The organism is Coleofasciculus chthonoplastes PCC 7420, from assembly GCF_000155555.1.
Classification (GTDB): domain Bacteria; phylum Cyanobacteriota; class Cyanobacteriia; order Cyanobacteriales; family Coleofasciculaceae; genus Coleofasciculus; species Coleofasciculus chthonoplastes_A.
This window is the reverse complement of record NZ_DS989848.1, coordinates 1-17650: the sequence shown is the minus strand read 5'-3', so window position 1 is coordinate 17650 and position 17650 is coordinate 1. Positions and strand designations below refer to the sequence as shown.

The 17650-nt window shown below is 45.2% G+C and carries 13 protein-coding genes and 1 pseudogene; 7 read left to right on the top strand and 7 right to left on the bottom strand.

The features are described 5' to 3' along the window. Positions 1-131 precede the first annotated feature (131 nt). Positions 132-1772, top strand: coding sequence for a sensor histidine kinase (locus MC7420_RS12400; protein WP_006100975.1), 1641 nt, complete (start codon positions 132-134; stop codon positions 1770-1772). 248 nt (positions 1773-2020) lie between these two features. Further along, on the top strand, positions 2021-2494 hold the full coding sequence (locus tag MC7420_RS12395; protein WP_006100873.1) for a plastocyanin/azurin family copper-binding protein: 474 nt from the start codon (positions 2021-2023) through the stop codon (positions 2492-2494). Positions 2495-2707: 213 nt separating this feature from the next. Here MC7420_RS12395 and MC7420_RS12390 read toward each other — a convergent pair whose 3' ends face one another. Together MC7420_RS12390 and MC7420_RS12385 are read right to left on the bottom strand one after the other, a co-directional pair. Next, a complete protein-coding gene (locus MC7420_RS12390; RefSeq protein ID WP_006100748.1) occupies positions 2708-5557 on the bottom strand; it encodes a GAF domain-containing protein in 2850 nt (949 codons plus the stop codon). Positions 5558-6155: 598 nt separating this feature from the next. Further along, positions 6156-6635, bottom strand: a complete 480-nt coding sequence (locus MC7420_RS12385; protein WP_006100996.1) for an NADAR family protein — start codon at positions 6633-6635, stop codon at positions 6156-6158. A 954-nt stretch (positions 6636-7589) separates the two neighbouring features. Here MC7420_RS12385 and MC7420_RS12380 point away from each other — a divergent pair. From MC7420_RS12380 to MC7420_RS12370, 4 genes and pseudogenes are all read left to right on the top strand, one after another. Further along, positions 7590-7889, top strand: a pseudogene (locus MC7420_RS12380) (carotenoid oxygenase family protein); the annotation flags it as partial. A 103-nt stretch (positions 7890-7992) separates the two neighbouring features. Beyond that, entirely contained in the window at positions 7993-9207 is a 1215-nt protein-coding gene (locus MC7420_RS12375; RefSeq protein WP_006100985.1) for an RNA-guided endonuclease InsQ/TnpB family protein, read from the top strand. A 4-nt stretch (positions 9208-9211) separates the two neighbouring features. Further along, a complete protein-coding gene (locus MC7420_RS39580; RefSeq protein ID WP_006100923.1) occupies positions 9212-9376 on the top strand; it encodes a hypothetical protein in 165 nt (54 codons plus the stop codon). Positions 9377-10196: 820 nt separating this feature from the next. Beyond that, positions 10197-10547, top strand: coding sequence for a hypothetical protein (locus MC7420_RS12370; protein ID WP_044206886.1), 351 nt, complete (start codon positions 10197-10199; stop codon positions 10545-10547). On the opposite strand, the gene MC7420_RS12365 is transcribed toward MC7420_RS12370, so the two are convergent. After that, entirely contained in the window at positions 10548-11138 is a 591-nt protein-coding gene (locus MC7420_RS12365; RefSeq protein ID WP_006100937.1) for a hypothetical protein, read from the bottom strand. Between the two features lie 374 nt (positions 11139-11512). Between MC7420_RS12365 and MC7420_RS12360 the strand changes: the two genes are divergently transcribed. Next, complete coding sequence (locus MC7420_RS12360) at positions 11513-11998, top strand: helix-turn-helix domain-containing protein (RefSeq protein WP_006100940.1); 486 nt, start codon at positions 11513-11515, stop codon at positions 11996-11998. A gap of 460 nt (positions 11999-12458) precedes the next feature. Here MC7420_RS12360 and MC7420_RS12355 read toward each other — a convergent pair whose 3' ends face one another. From MC7420_RS12355 to MC7420_RS12345, 4 genes are all read right to left on the bottom strand, one after another. Next, positions 12459-14204 (bottom strand): peptidoglycan D,D-transpeptidase FtsI family protein, encoded by a 1746-nt coding sequence (locus MC7420_RS12355; RefSeq protein WP_006101017.1) that lies wholly within the window; start codon positions 14202-14204, stop codon positions 12459-12461. A 237-nt stretch (positions 14205-14441) separates the two neighbouring features. Then, on the bottom strand, positions 14442-14864 hold the full coding sequence (locus MC7420_RS12350) for a hypothetical protein (RefSeq protein WP_157453148.1): 423 nt from the start codon (positions 14862-14864) through the stop codon (positions 14442-14444). A 164-nt stretch (positions 14865-15028) separates the two neighbouring features. Further along, positions 15029-15166 (bottom strand): hypothetical protein, encoded by a 138-nt coding sequence (locus MC7420_RS39575; RefSeq protein ID WP_006100768.1) that lies wholly within the window; start codon positions 15164-15166, stop codon positions 15029-15031. A gap of 8 nt (positions 15167-15174) precedes the next feature. Continuing rightward, complete coding sequence (locus tag MC7420_RS12345) at positions 15175-17319, bottom strand: GAF domain-containing sensor histidine kinase (RefSeq protein ID WP_006100759.1); 2145 nt, start codon at positions 17317-17319, stop codon at positions 15175-15177. Positions 17320-17650: the final 331 nt, after the last annotated feature.

The following is a 17650-nucleotide window of genomic DNA, read 5'->3' as shown; positions in this document are numbered from 1 at the left end:
AGGACGAATGACAAATAACCATTCCACGGAAATTGCGACTCAGGGGTTCGGTTCTACGACCCCAGAGAGATGACGAGAGCCAGTATCCTCATAGGTAGACAAGTAGAATTGGCAGTTCATGGGGATAGATAGTGGTGCAAAAGTGGTTGTTACCAAACATCAGCGAAGTTTTAGCTCAGAATACGCCGACTGGGGTGAACAATCCGGTCGAATCTCAGGTTGAATCGACAACGGTTGTCATGAATAAGGGACAGCGCAGTGCGGCGAGTCAGCGGATGAGAGACGAAAGGAGATCGCAGCGAGAATGGCAAAGTGCGATCGCGTCTCTGGAAAAGTTACTCTTACAAGTCCTTTGCCAACAGGATCAAGGTGACAACTCAGCATCTCTAAATGGGTTAGTTTTAGCCGGTCCTGCACCTGTTTTAAGCCACTCTGATCTGCTTTCTCATTTTCAAACGGGGGTGTTTACGACTGAAACTGTAAACCCCTGGAGTTTTATGCCCTTTCAATTGCCTCCAGCTCAACCGGAAAAAGCTCAAGGTACGGTTAATACGACTTATGAACTCTGCTTATTTCCGGCTGACTCATTAACTGAGGAGCAGTTTTGCTTAGTCTTTACCCGTGGCTTTAGTTTAGTTATGGCGGCGGGAGACGATCCCAATGGTGTACCTGGATTTCGCTTCTCCTTTGATCCAGAGGATGTGCAAAAAGCTTGGGCGTCTCTTTATCCTCGATTATTATTAGCCAATCCCCATCAACTGAGTTATTTAGATACATTAGTTAAGCAGTTTGCGCCTCAGCCTCCCGATTATAAAATTGTTATGCAATTTGGGCGTCAGTTGCTGCAAAATATGCCGGAATATTCTGTAGAACCGAAGAATGAAACCATAGCAGTAACACCGATTAATTCAGTTACTCAAGTTTCTACAGATCCGGCGTACAGTGAGACAATTGAAGACCGGGATTGGCAACCCTTAGCTAAGTCAGAAACCCGGGTTAATCATCGAGTGTCCCAACTCCGTGAATCCGCCCCGGATGTGGAACTTTTGCAAGCTTTAACTCATGAAGTTCGCACACCACTAACGACGATTCGCACGTTAACTAAATTATTATTAAAACGTAAAGATTTAGCACCAGAAGTAATTCGACGTCTGGAAATCATAGATCATGAATGTACAGAACAGATTAACCGCATGGAGTTAATTTTTAGAGCCGTTGAATTAGAAACAAAAGCGGTGAAAGAAACCCCGGTTAATCTCACATCAATGTCATTGGCTCAAATTTTCCAGACTAGTATTCCCCACTGGCAAAAGCAGGCACAGCGGCGTAATGTTAGCTTGGATGTCGTATTGCCGCAAAATCTGCCCACGGTGGTGAGTAATCCTTCGATGTTAGATCAGGTGTTGACGGGTTTAGTGGAGAATTTTACCCGTACCTTACCCGCCGGCGGTCATATTCAGGTGCAGGTTACTCCTGCTGGAGACCAGTTAAAGTTGCAATTTCAGTCCCAACCTAACCCAGACAATTCGGGGAATTTGGATAAGTTTGGACAGTCAACCTGTCAGACGTTAAAGTCAATTGGTCAGTTATTAATGTTTCAGCCAGAAACAGGCAGTCTGAGTTTGAATCTAAACGTGACCAAGCATTTGTTCCAAGCCTTGGGCGGTAAATTAATTGTGCGTCAGCGACCGCAAACTGGGGAAGTGATGACGATATTTTTGCCTTTGGAAGTTAGGAATAATAGCAGTAATCAAGAGGGAATATTGGTGTAGCAGTCTCACCAACAGCTAGGGGTTTGGTTAAACCCCTGGCTAAAAGCTAAAGTTGTATCATTTCGCGTCACTATCTGGCTGAACTGAGCGCAATTGTGTAGTCCAAGTCATATCATGTTTCGAGAATTCGTCCGTCACATTGAAACCGTTAGCGTAGAACAAGTCAATCAGGTGGCGAAAGAATTACTCCATCCTGATAATCTAGTAATCGTAACGATGTGATCCAAATAGTGCAATATCTGAATACTATGATGCTCAAAAAACTATCCTTAAATCACCCCTGGCAAAATCAATGGCTTCGCCGATGCTTAACCGCAATCATTGGACTAATTCTAGGAATTAACCTAGTATGCTTCCCAGCGATCGCGGCGACTCCAGCCATAGAGGTTAACGTGAGTTTAGGCAATTCAGCCGATGAATTGAAGTTCTTCCCTAACCAATTTGAGTTTGTCGCAGGTAAACGCTATAAACTGTTGCTGGATAATCCTAGTCCCCAAAAGCACTACTTCACCGCCAAAGACTTTGCTGATGCGAGTTGGACTCAAAAAGTTGAAGCCGCCAAAGTCGAAGTTAAAGGAGCAATCCATGAACTAGAACTGAAACCCAGTGGCGAGGCTGAGTGGGTATTTGTGCCAATGAAACCCGGAACCTACGAACTTCATTGTTCAATTCCTGGACATACAGAAGCAGGTATGGTAGGAGAAATTACCATAAAACCTTAATAACTTGGTTAAAAAAGCGATCGCACGTTGGTTAACTTTTCCTAAGATGAGTGAAGTGCGATCGCATCAGACGGGGTATGATTGAGACTATTTTCTGCCAACAATCCCCTAGACGCGATCGGCGGAATAAGGAAATAATAAGGAGAGTCTGCTCCCCCAGCTCCCCCATCTCCCCCAGCTCCCTACCCCACCACAAAACTTATTCAGCAGCCCCTATTTATCCTCGCTTTGAGACTGACGAATGGGAATCTCAATCCAAAATCCAGTTCCTTCTCCTGGCTGAGAACTGCATTTAAAGATTCCCCCATGTTTTTCCACGATAATTTGATAACTAATCGAAAGCCCTAAACCCGTTCCTTTCCCAATCGGCTTGGTTGTAAAAAAGGGATCGAAAATTTGTGATTGAAGTTCTGGGCTAATTCCTGAACCACTATCAGCAATCTGAATGATGATATGAGTTGGAAATGAGCCTTGATTTTCCTCTATTGGTGTGGTGTTATTCGGACTATATTGGTTCTCACTAGTCTTAGATTGAACAGTTGTGGAAATCGTAATCCTCTGGTGATCTGGATTACAGTCTTCTAACGCATCAATCGCGTTGCTCAAAACATTCATAAAAACCTGGTTCAGTTGACTGGGATAGCATTCAACCAACGGCAACTCCCCATAATTTTTGATCACCTGAATCCCTGGATGATTGGATTTTCCTTTCAGGCGATATTGTAAAATCAGTAGCGTACTCTCTATCCCTTCGTGGATATCTACTAATTTTTTCTCGGCTTGGTCAAGGCGGGAGAAGTTTCGCAATGACAAAACTAGCTTGCGAATCCGTTCCGATCCCATTTTCATCGACTCTAAAAGCTTGGGTAAATCTCCTTCTAAAAATTCCAAGTCGATAACATCTAACAATTCAATAATTTCTGGCTCTGGCTGAGGATGATATTTCTGGTAGGAATGAATAATATTCAGTAAATCCTGAGCATACTGACTGGTATAAACCAGGTTACCATAAATAAAATTCACCGGATTATTAATTTCGTGAGCTACTCCCGCAATCAACTGTCCCAGACTCGACATTTTTTCGGTTTGAATCAGTTGGGCTTGAGTTTGCTTGAGATGGTGAAACGCACTTGCCAATTGTTGGGCTTGGGCTTGAGTATGGGTAAATAATTCCGCTTGCTGAATCGCCACCGCCGCTTGATCGGCTAACTTTTTTAGCAGTTTAATCTCTGAGGGAAGCCAATCTCGCCTAGCTTTACATTCTTGAGCAATTAAAAATCCCCACAGAGGTTGCTCCCATCTGGGACAAGGAAGACTATCCAGCATAATGGGTATTTCATTAGTTTGAGGATTCTCCACGCCAATGGGAACAATTAAAGCGGCTTGTACTTGACAACGTTTTAAGAACTCTTGTTGATCCGGAGTTAATCGGGCTTGAGTGACATCCTTAATCACTCCTAAATTACCTCGCTTATACACTTGAATCTGGGCTTTCGAGAAATACTGCTGCGGATCGTCAATATCTAAAAGTGATAACCACTCACCTGTCATCGATTCCACAATAACTTGACCGTGGGAATCATCGGTAAACCGATAAATGATCACTCGGTCAGTGTTCAGCAGTTGACGAACTTCTCGTACAATCGTTTGTAGGGTGGTTTTCAGATCAAGAGTACCGCGAATTTGGTTGGTCACTCGCTGTAGCGCCCGTCCTTGCTCTAGAGATTGCTGTAACTTTGCTGTGCGTTCAGCCACTTGGCATTCTAAGTTACTATTTAGGGCTTGTACTTGAGCATAAAGTTTATATTGCTCGATCGCCATAGCAAAATGATGACCGAGTGCGATCGCTAGTTCAATGTCGTAATTCGTCCACAATTGAGCTTGATTCCATTTGACCTCTCGCCACTGTTCAAAAGATTCACGGGGACTGCGTTGTTCTTCATTGGGGTTAAACTCTCCCGCCCACAAAATTTCTTGCACCACTTGGGAGCGAAAAATACTTAGATAACCCAAGAATGAGGAGCGATAATACAAGGGTATTACTAACCAACCTCGAATTGGAGTCCCATCAAAGGCTGGAGCTAGACTCGCTAACTCTGCGACTTGATGCAAATCATTGACGATGAGTGGCTGACAACCGACAGGAGTCGAAGTGAATTCAGATGAGCCATTGGCTGTGTCAACGGTTCTATCCCCTGTTACCCATTGGACGAACACAGGATGCTCTTCAATCTTCCTCGGACTGTCTTCAAATGTAGGTTGTGTGCCATATATCAGGCACTCTGCCCTCAGATTCACTTGGTCTGGGGCTATATAGAGTCTACCTCCCCCACTCGATAGAGCGCTAACCGTTTCTTGTAAAGCAGCTTGGAGTTGAATGGTGGGTAACGAATGCAGCAAGGTGGAGACACGATTAATCGTCGCTTCGATTTGATGCTGCTGACGGGTTTGGGATAAGAGATTCGACTGAGCAATGGCAATGGACACCTGATCCACCACCGATTGGACAATCTGCAATTCCCGTTGGCTAATGGTACGGGGTGTGACGTGATGAGAGACTAAAAGTCCCCAGAGTCGTTTCTGAGACCGTTGAGCCTGAATATCATAATGGACAATGGGTAAGACCATGGAAGACTGAACCCCCATTGCTCGTAAATACTTGACATGACAAGCATCTACGGGACGATAGTGAATCGGTTGCGGCGTGGAGCGATCATCGGTTTCTGAGGGTTCTAAGGGTGATAAACCAATTAGTCCCTCGGAAACATCCACAATGGAACGCAAGCGCTCAGTGAGGTACAATTGACGGGCTTGTTCGGGAATATCATCGGCGGGGAAGTTTAATCCGTTGAGAGAAGACAGTCGATTGGTGTTGACTGATTCAGCAATCACCTGTCCACCACCCGACGCATGAAAGCGGTAAACCATGACGCGATCGGTTCCTAACAACGATCGCACTTCTGCAACTGTGGCATTTAAAATCTCTTGTAACTCTAAGGATTGGCGAATCCGATTCGTGATCCGGCGCAATAAGTCTTCTTGATCGAGTTCTGGTTGTAACACTCTCCTACTCCTATGAAACACTCTCTGATTCTGGTTTAGGGGGTAATCCAAGTGATGAATCAGAGGTTTAGCTCGATGCACCGACTTCACAAATCTGTATGAATATACTTAACTTATAGTTTAAGGATTCTTTGGTCTGAAATCAGTTTTCACATAAAACCCAGCCGTGAGCGAACCCTAACCTGACCGCCCTGAGTTGTATGTCACGCCTTTAATGGGCATACCCTCCCACCTTTTACACCCCTGATCAAGATTCCCCTGAGATACTTTAGATGCACATCAGCGAATCAGACGGTAAATGTGATTCTAAGTGGGTGGACACAATTAAAGTCAACGGTTGAGATTAGGGAACACCTCGACTTACTTCGACTTACTTCGACTTACTTCGACTTACTTCGACTTACTTCGACTTCGCTCAGTAACACGCTCAGTAACACGCTCAGTAACACGCTCAGTAACACGCTCGGTGTCTCACGGGGAACAGTAAGGGTTTGAGGGTGATGTACAAAACTTAATACAGCACCGTTTTCTTTTGTCCGACTACTTACCGTTTCCTCTGAATCACCTGAAAGCGGAAGAGTATGCGCCTGTTTCAGATTTACCGATCTACGAGTTTGCAGTTCGCCTGTGCTAAATGCTGTCGGATATGTTGACGAACATTCATCAGCATTTTCCCCAAATGATTCTCACCGGTTTGATCCTCACCACACCCCCAGTAGTAATCTGTGGGAGAATCTTCAACAATCACGTCTTCTCCGGTGTTCAGCAGGATTTGCTGAATATCAGGATGGGTAAGAAATTTGGTCAAAACCCCTCGCCACATAATCTGTTGTTTTACCTGTTCCCAATCAGGACGATGATTCCGGGTGCGATCGCGTCCGAGGAGGGCGGCTTCCATTGGTGTTGACACATTTTTTATTGTCCTGATCAAGGCTTCGTCTGTCGTCCCGACGAACTTGTGCGCCTGATAGTAATGCTCAACGGTTTGCCAACACCAGCCATCGATCTGGATCGGGTGGGGAGAGAAGTTGGAAAAGCAGCCATAGGGTTCCTCAACCTTATAAAAATAAATTGTCATGGCAAAACTATCAAACTATTTCGCTGGGCAAAAAGCCTCGTCTGATGACGAGTCATGGTTTTGGGTGCGGCGTCGGAAAGGATGTCCCGTTAAGCCCACCCCAGATTTAAGGGTTTAGTTATCTAGTCCTTTTTATTCGTCAACCGACGGCTGATTGACACCTAAATCTTATAGTAGCGATCACGAGACGTTTACGAGGAGGCAGATGAGGAGAGGGGGAGCTAGTACAGCGGGCATGGAAATACTTGAGCAGCTTTGTATCTGCGGGGGAGCAGCGGAGCAGGAGAAGTTTATGACGTGAGGTGAATCGCCAAACCCTCTAAAACAATAGCAGCCTGACCTGACTCATCTAAGGAATCTCCTCTTGCTATCACTAGTCTAAATAGAGTTGCACTGAACTACTACTCTTGAGTGGTCTTCAGTTGCATTGCTCCCAACAAGTTAATTGAGGAAATATTAGCGGCTATGGTTGGGCTGCTATTGTTTATTTGGATCGTTTCACTATCTGATGTGGCAGATATTACTGATACAAGGGAAATAAGATGGATAGTTATTTTACCTCCTGAACTCAACAGTGAACGGAAGTGTAATATCTGTCACTGGAAGCTTTCTTGCTTGCTTCAATTTTTAATCTATCACTGTTCCGGACAATGGTGTCAAAATGATAAACTAATTTACTTTTCGTTAAAATCTGTAATGTAATTGGGGGGAAATGTCGAAAAAAAAAAGAGTCACTTGCGCGACTCTCTTGATTATCAGGGTGCATCTACGTATCAAACTATAGCACTTTAGGGATGAGGGGTGTAACCCCCTATTTTGTAGGCTAAAGCCTAAGGATAGTGCTGAAAACCAGTCTGTAAAAGGGTTTCAGGGGAAAATGGATAAAAACCTAGCGCTCATTTTGTTACAAAAATTAACTAAGATAGAAGAAATAGTCACCCTGAATCGGGAACCATGCAAACAGCTACCCCACCATCAACCCGTAAAGCCTGGGCAAAGGCGATCGCTCAACCCGCCACTGAATTTCCCCTAACCCCCTTACCGATTCTCTCTGGCAGAATTCCTCAAGAATTACGAGGCTCACTGTATCGCAATGGACCTGCCCGTCTAGAACGAGGAGGTCAACGGATGGGACATTGGTTTGATGGGGATGGTGCTATTTTAGCGGTTCATTTCACCGATGCTACAGCCACTGGGGTCTATCGCTACGTGCAAACCCCCGCCTATCAAGACGAAGCCGCCGCCGGGACATTACCGGGAACTTGGGTCTAAAGCCTCGTCCTTCTAGGACGACTTTAATAAACGTCCTAACGATAGATAACTAGGCGTGTATAATAGGGTAAGGAGGTGATGCAAGTTGTTTAATCTGACCTATGAATTCAAGCTCAAGCCAACTAAAAGCCAGATAGCCATTTTTGAAGATTGGCTGGAACAAAACCGCCGTGTGTACAATTACGCATTAGCGGAAAGAAAAGACTGGTTTAAGTCACGTAGTTGTCAGATTAGCGCTTGTTCGCTCCGGTCTGAATACATCATTTCGGCTGATACTCCCAGACCTACGTTTGCTAGTCAATGCAAAAGCCTAACCGCATACCGAAAAACGAGTGAAAACCTGCAACGGGTTCACTCTCAAGTGCTACAGCAAACACTCAAGCGGCTAGAGAAAGCATTTGTCAGTATGTGGGAGCAGGGTCACGGGTTCCCACGCTTTAAGAAAGCTGGTAAAATGCGGTCTTTTGTGTTCCCTCAATTAGGGAAAGATCCTATTCAAGGGACTGTGGTTAAATTGCCCAAGATTGGGTTAGTTAAATTCAATCAATCACGCCCAATCCCAGAGGGAGCAACCATCAAACAAGCCCGCGTGGTCAAACGTGCATCAGGTTGGTACGTCATGTTAACCCTACAATGGGATCTAGATGTACCCCAGCCAATGCCCCACGGAGAAGCCATAGGGATAGATGTAGGAATCAGTCATTTTGCGGCTGTGTCGAACGGTCAATTATTCCCTAATCCCAAACCTTTTAGAAAGCTTGAACGCCAGCTTAAATTGCTGCAAAAACGAGTATCTAGAAAGTGTCCAGGGAGTAGTAACCGTGCTAAGGCTCAAGTCAAAGTCAGTCGATTGCATGAACGGATCGCCAACATTAGGAAAAATTACCACTGGGAATTAGCCCATAATCTTTGTGATTGGGCAGGGATGATATTTGCAGAAAGTCTTAACCTCAAAGCATTAGCCAAGGGGATGCTAGGTAAGCATTGCCTAGACGCTGGCTGGGGTCAATTCCTGCAAATATTAGAGCAATGCTGTTTTAAACGTGGTGTATTTTTCCTTAAGGTAGATGCTAAGAAAACTAGCCAGATTTGCCCTAACTGCTTAACAGAAACGGGTAAAAAGCTACTATCTGAGCGCGTCCATTCATGTAATCACTGCGGCTATATCACCGATAGAGATGTAGCCGCAGCTCAAGCAGTCCGTATTCGTGGACTTGCAGCCGTGGGGTACACGGTCAAGATGCTTTCTGAGGGTAAACTCACAAGAGTCCCTATGACGAAAGAATCACCGTCCTTATAGGGCGGTGAGTGTCAACAACGAGATATTATGGCAGGTTGAGATCAATCCCCAAACTGGGATGATTATCGCCGAACGGGAATTATTAGATCGATACGTCGCTGCCTGTCGGCTGCAATTACCGCAGGTCATTCCATTGAGTTTTCATGGTAGGTGGAAATCTGTTGGGTAACGTTTTCATTAGTCGCTTAAGACATAAATAACCCGCCTATAAAAAGCGGGTTAGCACGAGGTATTTTCAACTAGCTTTATTTTCAAAATGGTCTACTATCGAGGTTGACAGTCAGGAGGATCAGTTCGATTACAACCAGGGGGCGGACTTTGTTCTGTTGAAGCTAGCACTAACCTTTGCTGATTTACCAGAAAAGAGGAATCAAGTCTTCCTGGTTCAGATAGGGATAGACTAGCGAACAAAACCCAACTATAAATGTGCATTGTAGATGTCATTTGCAGCGCTTATACATTAAGACTGACGTTTTTGCTTCTTTAAGGAGAGTTAAAAATTAATCTCTACAAAAAAAATTCAAAGGCGTAAGTCATGTAATACTTGCTTCAGACTGTTCAATGCTTGATCCGCATAAAACTGGAAAAAATAATAAATTCTATAAATTTAACGACTAAGGGAGTCGAGCAGAAGCAACTATAGATAGAGAATAAAATTTATAGATTTATGATAAATATTTGTTGTAATTATTGTCAGCGTCTCGCCTGAGTAATAAGAAGTTGCGTTCTATCATGTCATTGGAACAGAGGATGGGCTACAGGGAGCCTACACTCGAACAAAGTGAAGGATTCCGCAGATGCTTCGCTACTGTTCCTTCGCTCAGCATGATAGATTACGTCTTTGACTGTAACTTGGTATAAGCCAGCCCTCTATCTTTTGCCTTCTGCCTTGTCCCAAGCAACAAGGGAATAGTTTATCCGGATTTAGCGATAATATTATAATATTATTCGCACAAAATTATCAGCGTAAACTCGTCTATTAAAATTAAATGGATTACAAAACAGCCCGTAACTTTGTGATTAATCAAACCACAATATCTGACCAAAATCAAGACGCCTTTTTAGTTCGACTCAAGTCGTACAAACCACCGATTCCAGGTCAGATTACCAATATTTTATTAGCCCTAAAGATGATATTTGAGCGTCTGCGAGATGCATCGACTCTAGACCGAGAACTTGTTCACGCCTTATATTTATTAGCTTATGAGAGCCGAGAACAGTTTGAAGCAGGGCGTCGGGCTAGTGTGAATTGGCCCCCCCTGCTCGATGAAGATCTCAAGCGCATTGCTCGTGTTGTGGAGAGTATTTTTTCAGGTATTTGGCAAATGAATGACCAATGACTAACGATTTCGCAACTCAACTTCAAGTTTGTCTAAATCTTCTGGCAAGAAAACCGTGATCCGCCCATTAATTGGCTTGCCATTCTCAGTTCGAGTCACTTCTAACCAATAGGCAAAGCGATCGCCTAATAAAAGCTCGCCTTGTCGTGCTATTAGCATTGGTCGATTTTGTCGTCGAGCTAAATCAATGGTTGCGGGTGTGGGATAGGCGTATACCAGGTTAGCTCTCTGGTAATCTTGATAGATTGCTGGACCATAAATAACTCGCAGTGACTCCGTGAGTCGTTCTGGAGTCACGCCGTTAATCATGTCATAGAAGGAAATTTGCTCACTTTGAATCAGGCGGCGATTCGTGGGAAAGGCGATTTGACCTGGAGGAAGCACCGAGGCTTCAAACTTAAATCGTTGAGCGGCGGTATTACGCTTAGTCACGACTAAGCCATCGCCAATACCGGGTTCTAAGGTAGGATGAGCCGCAATCCAAGCCGCGACGGTTTCCACGGTTTGACCGGGTAACGCCTGAGCGGGATTGGCTGTCAACCCCAGTATCATGCCAATGAATAGAAATGACCCCAGTTTACTTTTGTTCATCGCCAGCCTCCTTCAAGTTTTCTTTTCCCTTATAAACAATTATGGCAGTTAGCTGAACATCTCACCGTTCGCTCATCTCTGCGCCCTTTAGACATTTGGCAAAACAATTGTGAATAATATCGGGGCAAATTATATTTTTTAGCCAAAAAGCACAGGCGCTACCTGTAGGGGCACGGCAGTGCCGTTTCCCTACTACATGTGGAGTTTGTGCGTAAGCTCTGTAAAAGCGCGATCGCACACCCAAATTTTCTGGCATCCTAGAGATGATTACCTGTCCCCTAGAACAGCTTCATGCCCCTTTCCCACTGCACCAAGAAAGAAATCCCGCCAGCATCTCAACCCACAGACGTTGATGGGCGTAGAGGTTTTGCAGCATGAAACCAGATAGCAAGTATCAGCCACTCCTGGAATTTCTGCGTCAGAGCAATCAAGCGGAAGTCATTCTCACCTTTACAGAAATTGAGGAAATTATGAATGACACCTTACCCGACTCAGCACGCAAAAAACGGGCATGGTGGAGCAATCGCAGCAAAGGCGCACTGCAAGCTTCTGCTTGGATGGAAGCCGGATATCGGGTTGAGGATGTTGATTTGGATCAGCAACGGGTAACATTTCGCCAACCTACGGCTAAACCCAAAGTTCCGCATCTGGGTGACACTGTGCTATGGAATGCTCAACTCATCAAGGCACTACGTCGCTATATGGGTTTAACTCAGGCAGAGTTTGCCCAAAAGCTTGGTGTACGACAGGCGACAGTTAGTCAGTGGGAAAACAGCGCTTATGAGCCGACTCTCGCTACATCTAAGTATTTAAGCCTGATTGCAGAACAGGTTGGATTTCACGTCATAGAAGAAGACTAGAACACTCAAACAAATTTCCCGGAGGGTATTTACATATTGATGCTCTACCGCATATTCCGACGCTTCCTGCCGACTTGTGACTACCCCGTAAACGGAGACTTTTACTATGTTAAAACCAAACTGTCCCCCTGGTGAACTCACCTACCAGCAAGGCTATCAACAAGCCAAGCGAGGATTTCGCGATCGCGCCTCTGTTCACCCACCTGGAAACCTACTCTGAGCCTGACTTTGATCCTGCTGGGATGTAGCTTACCCCATCCGAACTTGAAAGCCTCGCCGCGATCCTGATCCGAGACTTAACTGCCAACCTGAACGGAAAGGCGATCGCACCTTATCTCAACGCCCTACGTCACGGTAGCACTGATTTACTGCACAGCTTCAGTTTCCGGCGATTTCGCTTCCCATCCCTTGATTTACCTACCAACTTTCCTCAGGTCAAATCGCCTTGGCAAAATGACAGTCATTCTGTCGCTACTTTTGGCTGGCTTGGCGGAATCTGCTCGATCGCGATTAAGGCTTCCATGACTGACTTGACAATTGGTGCAGCGACTGTAGAGCCAAAAGCATTTCCCTTCGGTTCATCCACCACCGCCATCACCACATAACGAGGAGAATCCACACTGAGAATTCCCACAAAGCTGGTAATTTTGGCATTGGTAAAGTATCCCCCCGTGGGACTAGCTTTCTGAGCCGTTCCCGTTTTCCCCGCCACTCGATACCCTGAAATTTGAGCCGTTTTTCCCGTTCCTTGGCTAACCACAGTTTCCATCATTTCCAGAACCTTCTGACTGGTTTCTGGTGAGAAGATAGGGCGGGGCGCACTCAGGCGTGGTTGCCAATATAGCTGACCTTGACTATCAAAAAGTCCTTGTACCATATAAGGCATAACTAACTTACCCCCATTGGCTAACGTAGCATGGAGTTGAGCAAGCTGAAGCGGCGTTAATGAAAAGCCTTGACCAAATGCTGTTGTGGCTGGTTCAATCGGAGAACTGGTAAACTTTCGCTGATTTTTGAGCTGTCCGGCGGTTTCAAAGGGCAGATCTGTTTCTAATCTCTGCCCTAATCCCAATCGTTCTAGCCAACCATAGTAAACCTCAGGCTGCATTTGCTGCATCATCCGCACCATGCCCACGTTACTGGAATGTTGCAGGATTTGTGCCGGATTGATCATGCCATGGGCTTTTTTGTCATAGTTGGCAATGGGCCACCGACCGATCTGAATCGAACCCGTATCATTAAATAAACTATCAGGACGAACTACCCCAGATTCCAGCGCGATCGCTACATTCAAAGGCTTAAATGTGGAACCCGGTTCATACAAATCTGCCAATGCCCAATTTTTAAACAAACTAATTTCAGAGGTCGAATATTGATTCGGGTTATAGGTTGGTTCTGAGACTAACACCAACAAGGAACCATCCAAGGCATCCATAACAATTACAGTACCTCGTTTGGCATTAAATTCCTTAATTTTTTGCTTAAGGGCAGAACGTGCCGCACGTTGTAAGCGACTATCTAGAGTCAGTTGCAACCGCAGATCATCTGAGTGGAGAAACCCTTCTGGAATATGATCCGGCATCAATGTACCATTACCTGCCCGACTCATTCGCAGCGTGCGAATTTCTCGTTCTAATAATTTTTCCTGAGAATACTCAATTCCTGCCTGACCTTGATGATCAACATTGACATACCCAACCACATCGGCGGCTAACTCTTGCTGAGGATAAAGGCGAGAATATTTGGGAATCAGTTCGATCCCATCCAAACTTAATTGAGCAATTTTGTTCGCTGTATCTTCTGTTAATGACCCGCTAACTTGAATCCCTGTATTTCTTTTATTAAATAGCGTTTCCAAGTCAGTAGACGACTTGTCCAAAATTGGCGCTAGCTGAGTCGCTATAGTGACTTTGGATAGCTTAAACAGTTTGGGATGAACGTAAAGGGTATAGACGCGCCGATCCACAGCCAAAACATTACCATTACGGTCAACTATTGGACGACGCGGAATAAACGGGCGCATATAAATCATCTGCTGTTGCCTTGCTTTTTCTTCCAAGCTAGGTGAGATGACGACTTGCAGCCGATATAAATTGAATAAAAGCCCAAAACTCCCTGCCATCATGATTACCCAAATTAACAGCAATCTAAACCCAGGGCGTTGAAAATGTGTTGAGTTTTGAGTTTTGAGTTTTGAGTTTTGCATTCGATCATTCATCCTGCCCGAGTAACCTCTACGACTTGACCCAAACAATGAGTGTCACCGATTCGCTGGGCGCAATAGTCTCCTCTGCCCTTGTACTCTTCTACTCCCAATCGGGTTGGGATAAGCTCTAATTAAATCTTTTCTTTCTCTGCTCCCCCAGCTTCCAGACGCGCCATGGCACGTCTCTAAATTGCTGCCCCAGCTCCCCCAGCTCCTTCTGCACTTGTGTGTGTTACCTCAATATCCCAAAGGAGTCTTTGCCAGGGTTTCTTGATCAGGCGTCTGATTCGGAGATTCCTGGAATGGGCGCTGAGGTGCCGGAGAGAGCAAAAGGGTATTGGCAGTAGTAGGTGTTACCAAACCTGTGGCAGGGCGTTCCGCTTGTTGAGCGAGTTGATCTTTGATGATTTCATTCGTTGTTGTCAGATCACGCTCATTCCGCTGGAGCGTTCCCAATTTTCGGTATTCTTGCGTCCACTGCTGCTGGGTATATACAGTCCAGGAATAAATGGTTAGTGTCACAATACCCAGGATCAGCGTGATCACATCCGAACCGCGTTGCAGAATCATCAGCGATCGCAACCAGCCAGGAGTCCGTTCTCGTGAGGTGTCAAGCCTTTCTACCTTTTGGCGACTGGTTCTAGAGGCCAAGGGGGACACAGGGCTTGATCGAGATGACCGCCTTTTCGAGGAAACCGGAACTTGGCGAGAAGGATGACGTTGAATTGGAACAGAACGAGAGACAGCATTCATAAGCGTTTGGCAGATATTTGCGTTTTGAGTTTTTAGTTTTGTGTAGGAGCAAGTTTGACTATTATCATTTCTTACCTGACAAAGGATGTGACAAAACTCGCCCCTACCGAGTTTTGAGTGCAAGAGTGTTGGCTGTTAACCATTGACTGAGAAAATTCTTCCCCATCTTCCCCATCTTCCCCATCTTCCCCATCTCTCCATCTCCCCATCTCTCCTGTCAACTTGGTTTAGCGACTTCCCGTGACAAGTCAGAAGCAGGAGTGGGGGATTGAGAGGACGAGGGACTCGATTTTAGGGCATGATGATGGCGCACGGGGATTTGCAAAATAAACTCAGTCCCTTGACCCGGTTGCGATCGCACGTCTAGTTGCCCCTGGTGTTGATTAACAATGGTTTGATAGGTCACGGTTAAACCCAAACCTCGACCTTCTCCAACAGCTTTGGTTGTGAAAAATGGCTCAAAGATACTTGAGAGAACCTCTGGATTAATGCCTACACCATTGTCAGCGATACTAATTTCTACCCGATCCTCATCCGAGGAATGGATGCTCGGTTTCCATTGCGTTCGCAGGGTAATCATTTTATCAGAATTGGGTGAACGATTGAGTGCTTCAATGGCATTCGTCAGAAGATTGAGAAATACTTGATTGATCGGCTTAGGGTAACATTCGACATGAGGGAGGTTATCGTAATGCCGTTCTATGGTAATCGTATTGATGCATTGGTTGTGCAGGATTAATAACGTATTTTCCAATGCCACGTTGATATCAATCAGTTTCAAGGAGGCTTCGTTGTGCCGCGAAAATCTCTGCAATAACTGGACGATTTCCTGAATTCGCCGGGTTCCCGATTGCATGGATTGCAAAATTTTTGGTAAGTCCTTGCTTAAAAATTCAATTTCTACCTCCTCCAAGATATTTTCCAGCCTCGGTGAGGGGTTGGGATATTCAGTTTGGTAGGCTTGCACTAAACGCAGCAAGTCATTGACATAATTTTCTAAGTAAGGAATATTGCCATAGATGAAACTAATGGGATTATTGATTTCATGAGCCACCCCAGCCACCATTCTACCTAAACTGGACATTTTTTCACTTTGAATCAGTTGGACTTGGGTCAGCCGCAGTTCTTCGATCATTTCTGCTAGTTTTTGGGCTTGCATAGCATTATGTGCCGCTTGTTGCTGGGTGCGGGTATATAAATATGCCTGTTGCAGGGAAATAGCGAGTTGATCGGCGACAGCTTGTGCCAGTTCTTGATCGTGTTTTGACCAATAGCGAATGTAAGCACATTGATTGAGGAACAAAATGGCATAGAGTTTACCATGGGCTTGAACCGGAACCACTAATGAGGATTTGATGTGGGCAGACTGGTATTCTTCGTTGTTGGTATCAATCCGTTCATCTTGGGTTACGTCGGGAATCACTACCGCCCGTCGGTGCTGAATAATCCACTGCGTAATTGGTCCTTGGGGATTAAATGTGTCTTTACAAGGGGTAAAGGGTTGGCGATACACCTCATAGAGATGATCCCGGTTTAATGACTCACCATTACAGGTAGCGGCGGTTTCTGAGTTGACGACTGGCAGATCTGAAGTTTGGTAATCCTCGACTAAATGCACCAAACATCGATCCACTTCCAAGGCTGAACGCAGATGGCTAATTGCTTCGGTTAATATGGTCTGGGGATCAAAACTCTGGCGAGTTTGGCTGGTAATATGATTAACGAGTTGCTCCCGAATGGCTTGGTTCTGGGTTTGTTCATAGAGTTGAGCTTGACGGATACCAATTTCTAAGGATTCCGCGATCGACTCTAAAAATTGAATTTCTGGAGTTGCCCAAAACCGAGGTTGTTCACAAAGACAAGCAATAAACCCAATTCCGTTTTCTTTACCTGTGACGGGAATCAATAAGCTGGCTTTATAGTCCCAGGGGGAGGGATTGGGAATGAGGGATGGGGGATTGGCAGAGGATTTCTGTAAAAGCTGTTGAATTCTCCACCTTAGTCCTGTGGGTGTCAAGTGCGCTGTGCCACGATTAACGATCCGTTTCCCTTCGGCGATCGCTCTTGCCATAGTACCAAAACATTCTAGGGGATACTCTCCCAAATACGAGGGCTGATGCTCATGCTGACGACGTTCGCAGACAATCTCAACTTGTCCCCGTTCTTCCCAGTACCAGAAAAAACTACAACAATCAAGTCGAAGCAACGCCGCAATTTCGTCTACGGCTGTTTGCACAACAACTTGCAATTCCAGGGAATTACGGATGCGATCAACGATTTTTTGGGTTAGTGCTGCTTGCCTTGGGGGATACTTGATCCAAGCTTGGATCGATTGAAAAGCGTGATAAAGATTAGAAAACACAATGCATTCCTTAAACAATCCTCCGCACCCACCTTGACGGCTTGTCCTGATTTTATAGGCTAAACCATCAAAAAAACCCTATATTAACAATTATGCAGCTAATTTAGTTATTCTACGTAGTTCTTCAGAATTTACTGAATCATAACCAACCTTCAGACAACTGGGTCAGACAAGCGGGTGAATGTCATCCCAGTCTATCTGAACATCTTCCCTCACTCTCACGCTAGCGAAGCGGCGCGTAGCGAAGTGCCACCCTTATCGGTTAGAGTGGGTTCATTCTAGCTGGATTAAGGGAAAAAACAAGTAGTCGTGTTAAAAGTATAAAGTTATA

Bases quoted from the DNA above. Each gene is read 5' to 3' on its own strand.
- MC7420_RS12395 (WP_006100873.1), top strand. From the start codon at position 2,021: ATGATGCTCAAAAAACTATCCTTAAATCACCCCTGGCAAAATCAATGG.
- MC7420_RS12385 (WP_006100996.1), bottom strand. From the start codon at position 6,635: ATGACAATTTATTTTTATAAGGTTGAGGAACCCTATGGCTGCTTTTCC.
- MC7420_RS12370 (WP_044206886.1), top strand. From the start codon at position 10,197: ATGGATTACAAAACAGCCCGTAACTTTGTGATTAATCAAACCACAATA.
- MC7420_RS12365 (WP_006100937.1), bottom strand. From the start codon at position 11,138: ATGAACAAAAGTAAACTGGGGTCATTTCTATTCATTGGCATGATACTG.
- MC7420_RS12360 (WP_006100940.1), top strand. From the start codon at position 11,513: ATGAAACCAGATAGCAAGTATCAGCCACTCCTGGAATTTCTGCGTCAG.
- MC7420_RS12355 (WP_006101017.1), bottom strand. From the start codon at position 14,204: ATGCAAAACTCAAAACTCAAAACTCAAAACTCAACACATTTTCAACGC.
- MC7420_RS39575 (WP_006100768.1), bottom strand. From the start codon at position 15,166: ATGGGGAGATGGAGAGATGGGGAAGATGGGGAAGATGGGGAAGATGGG.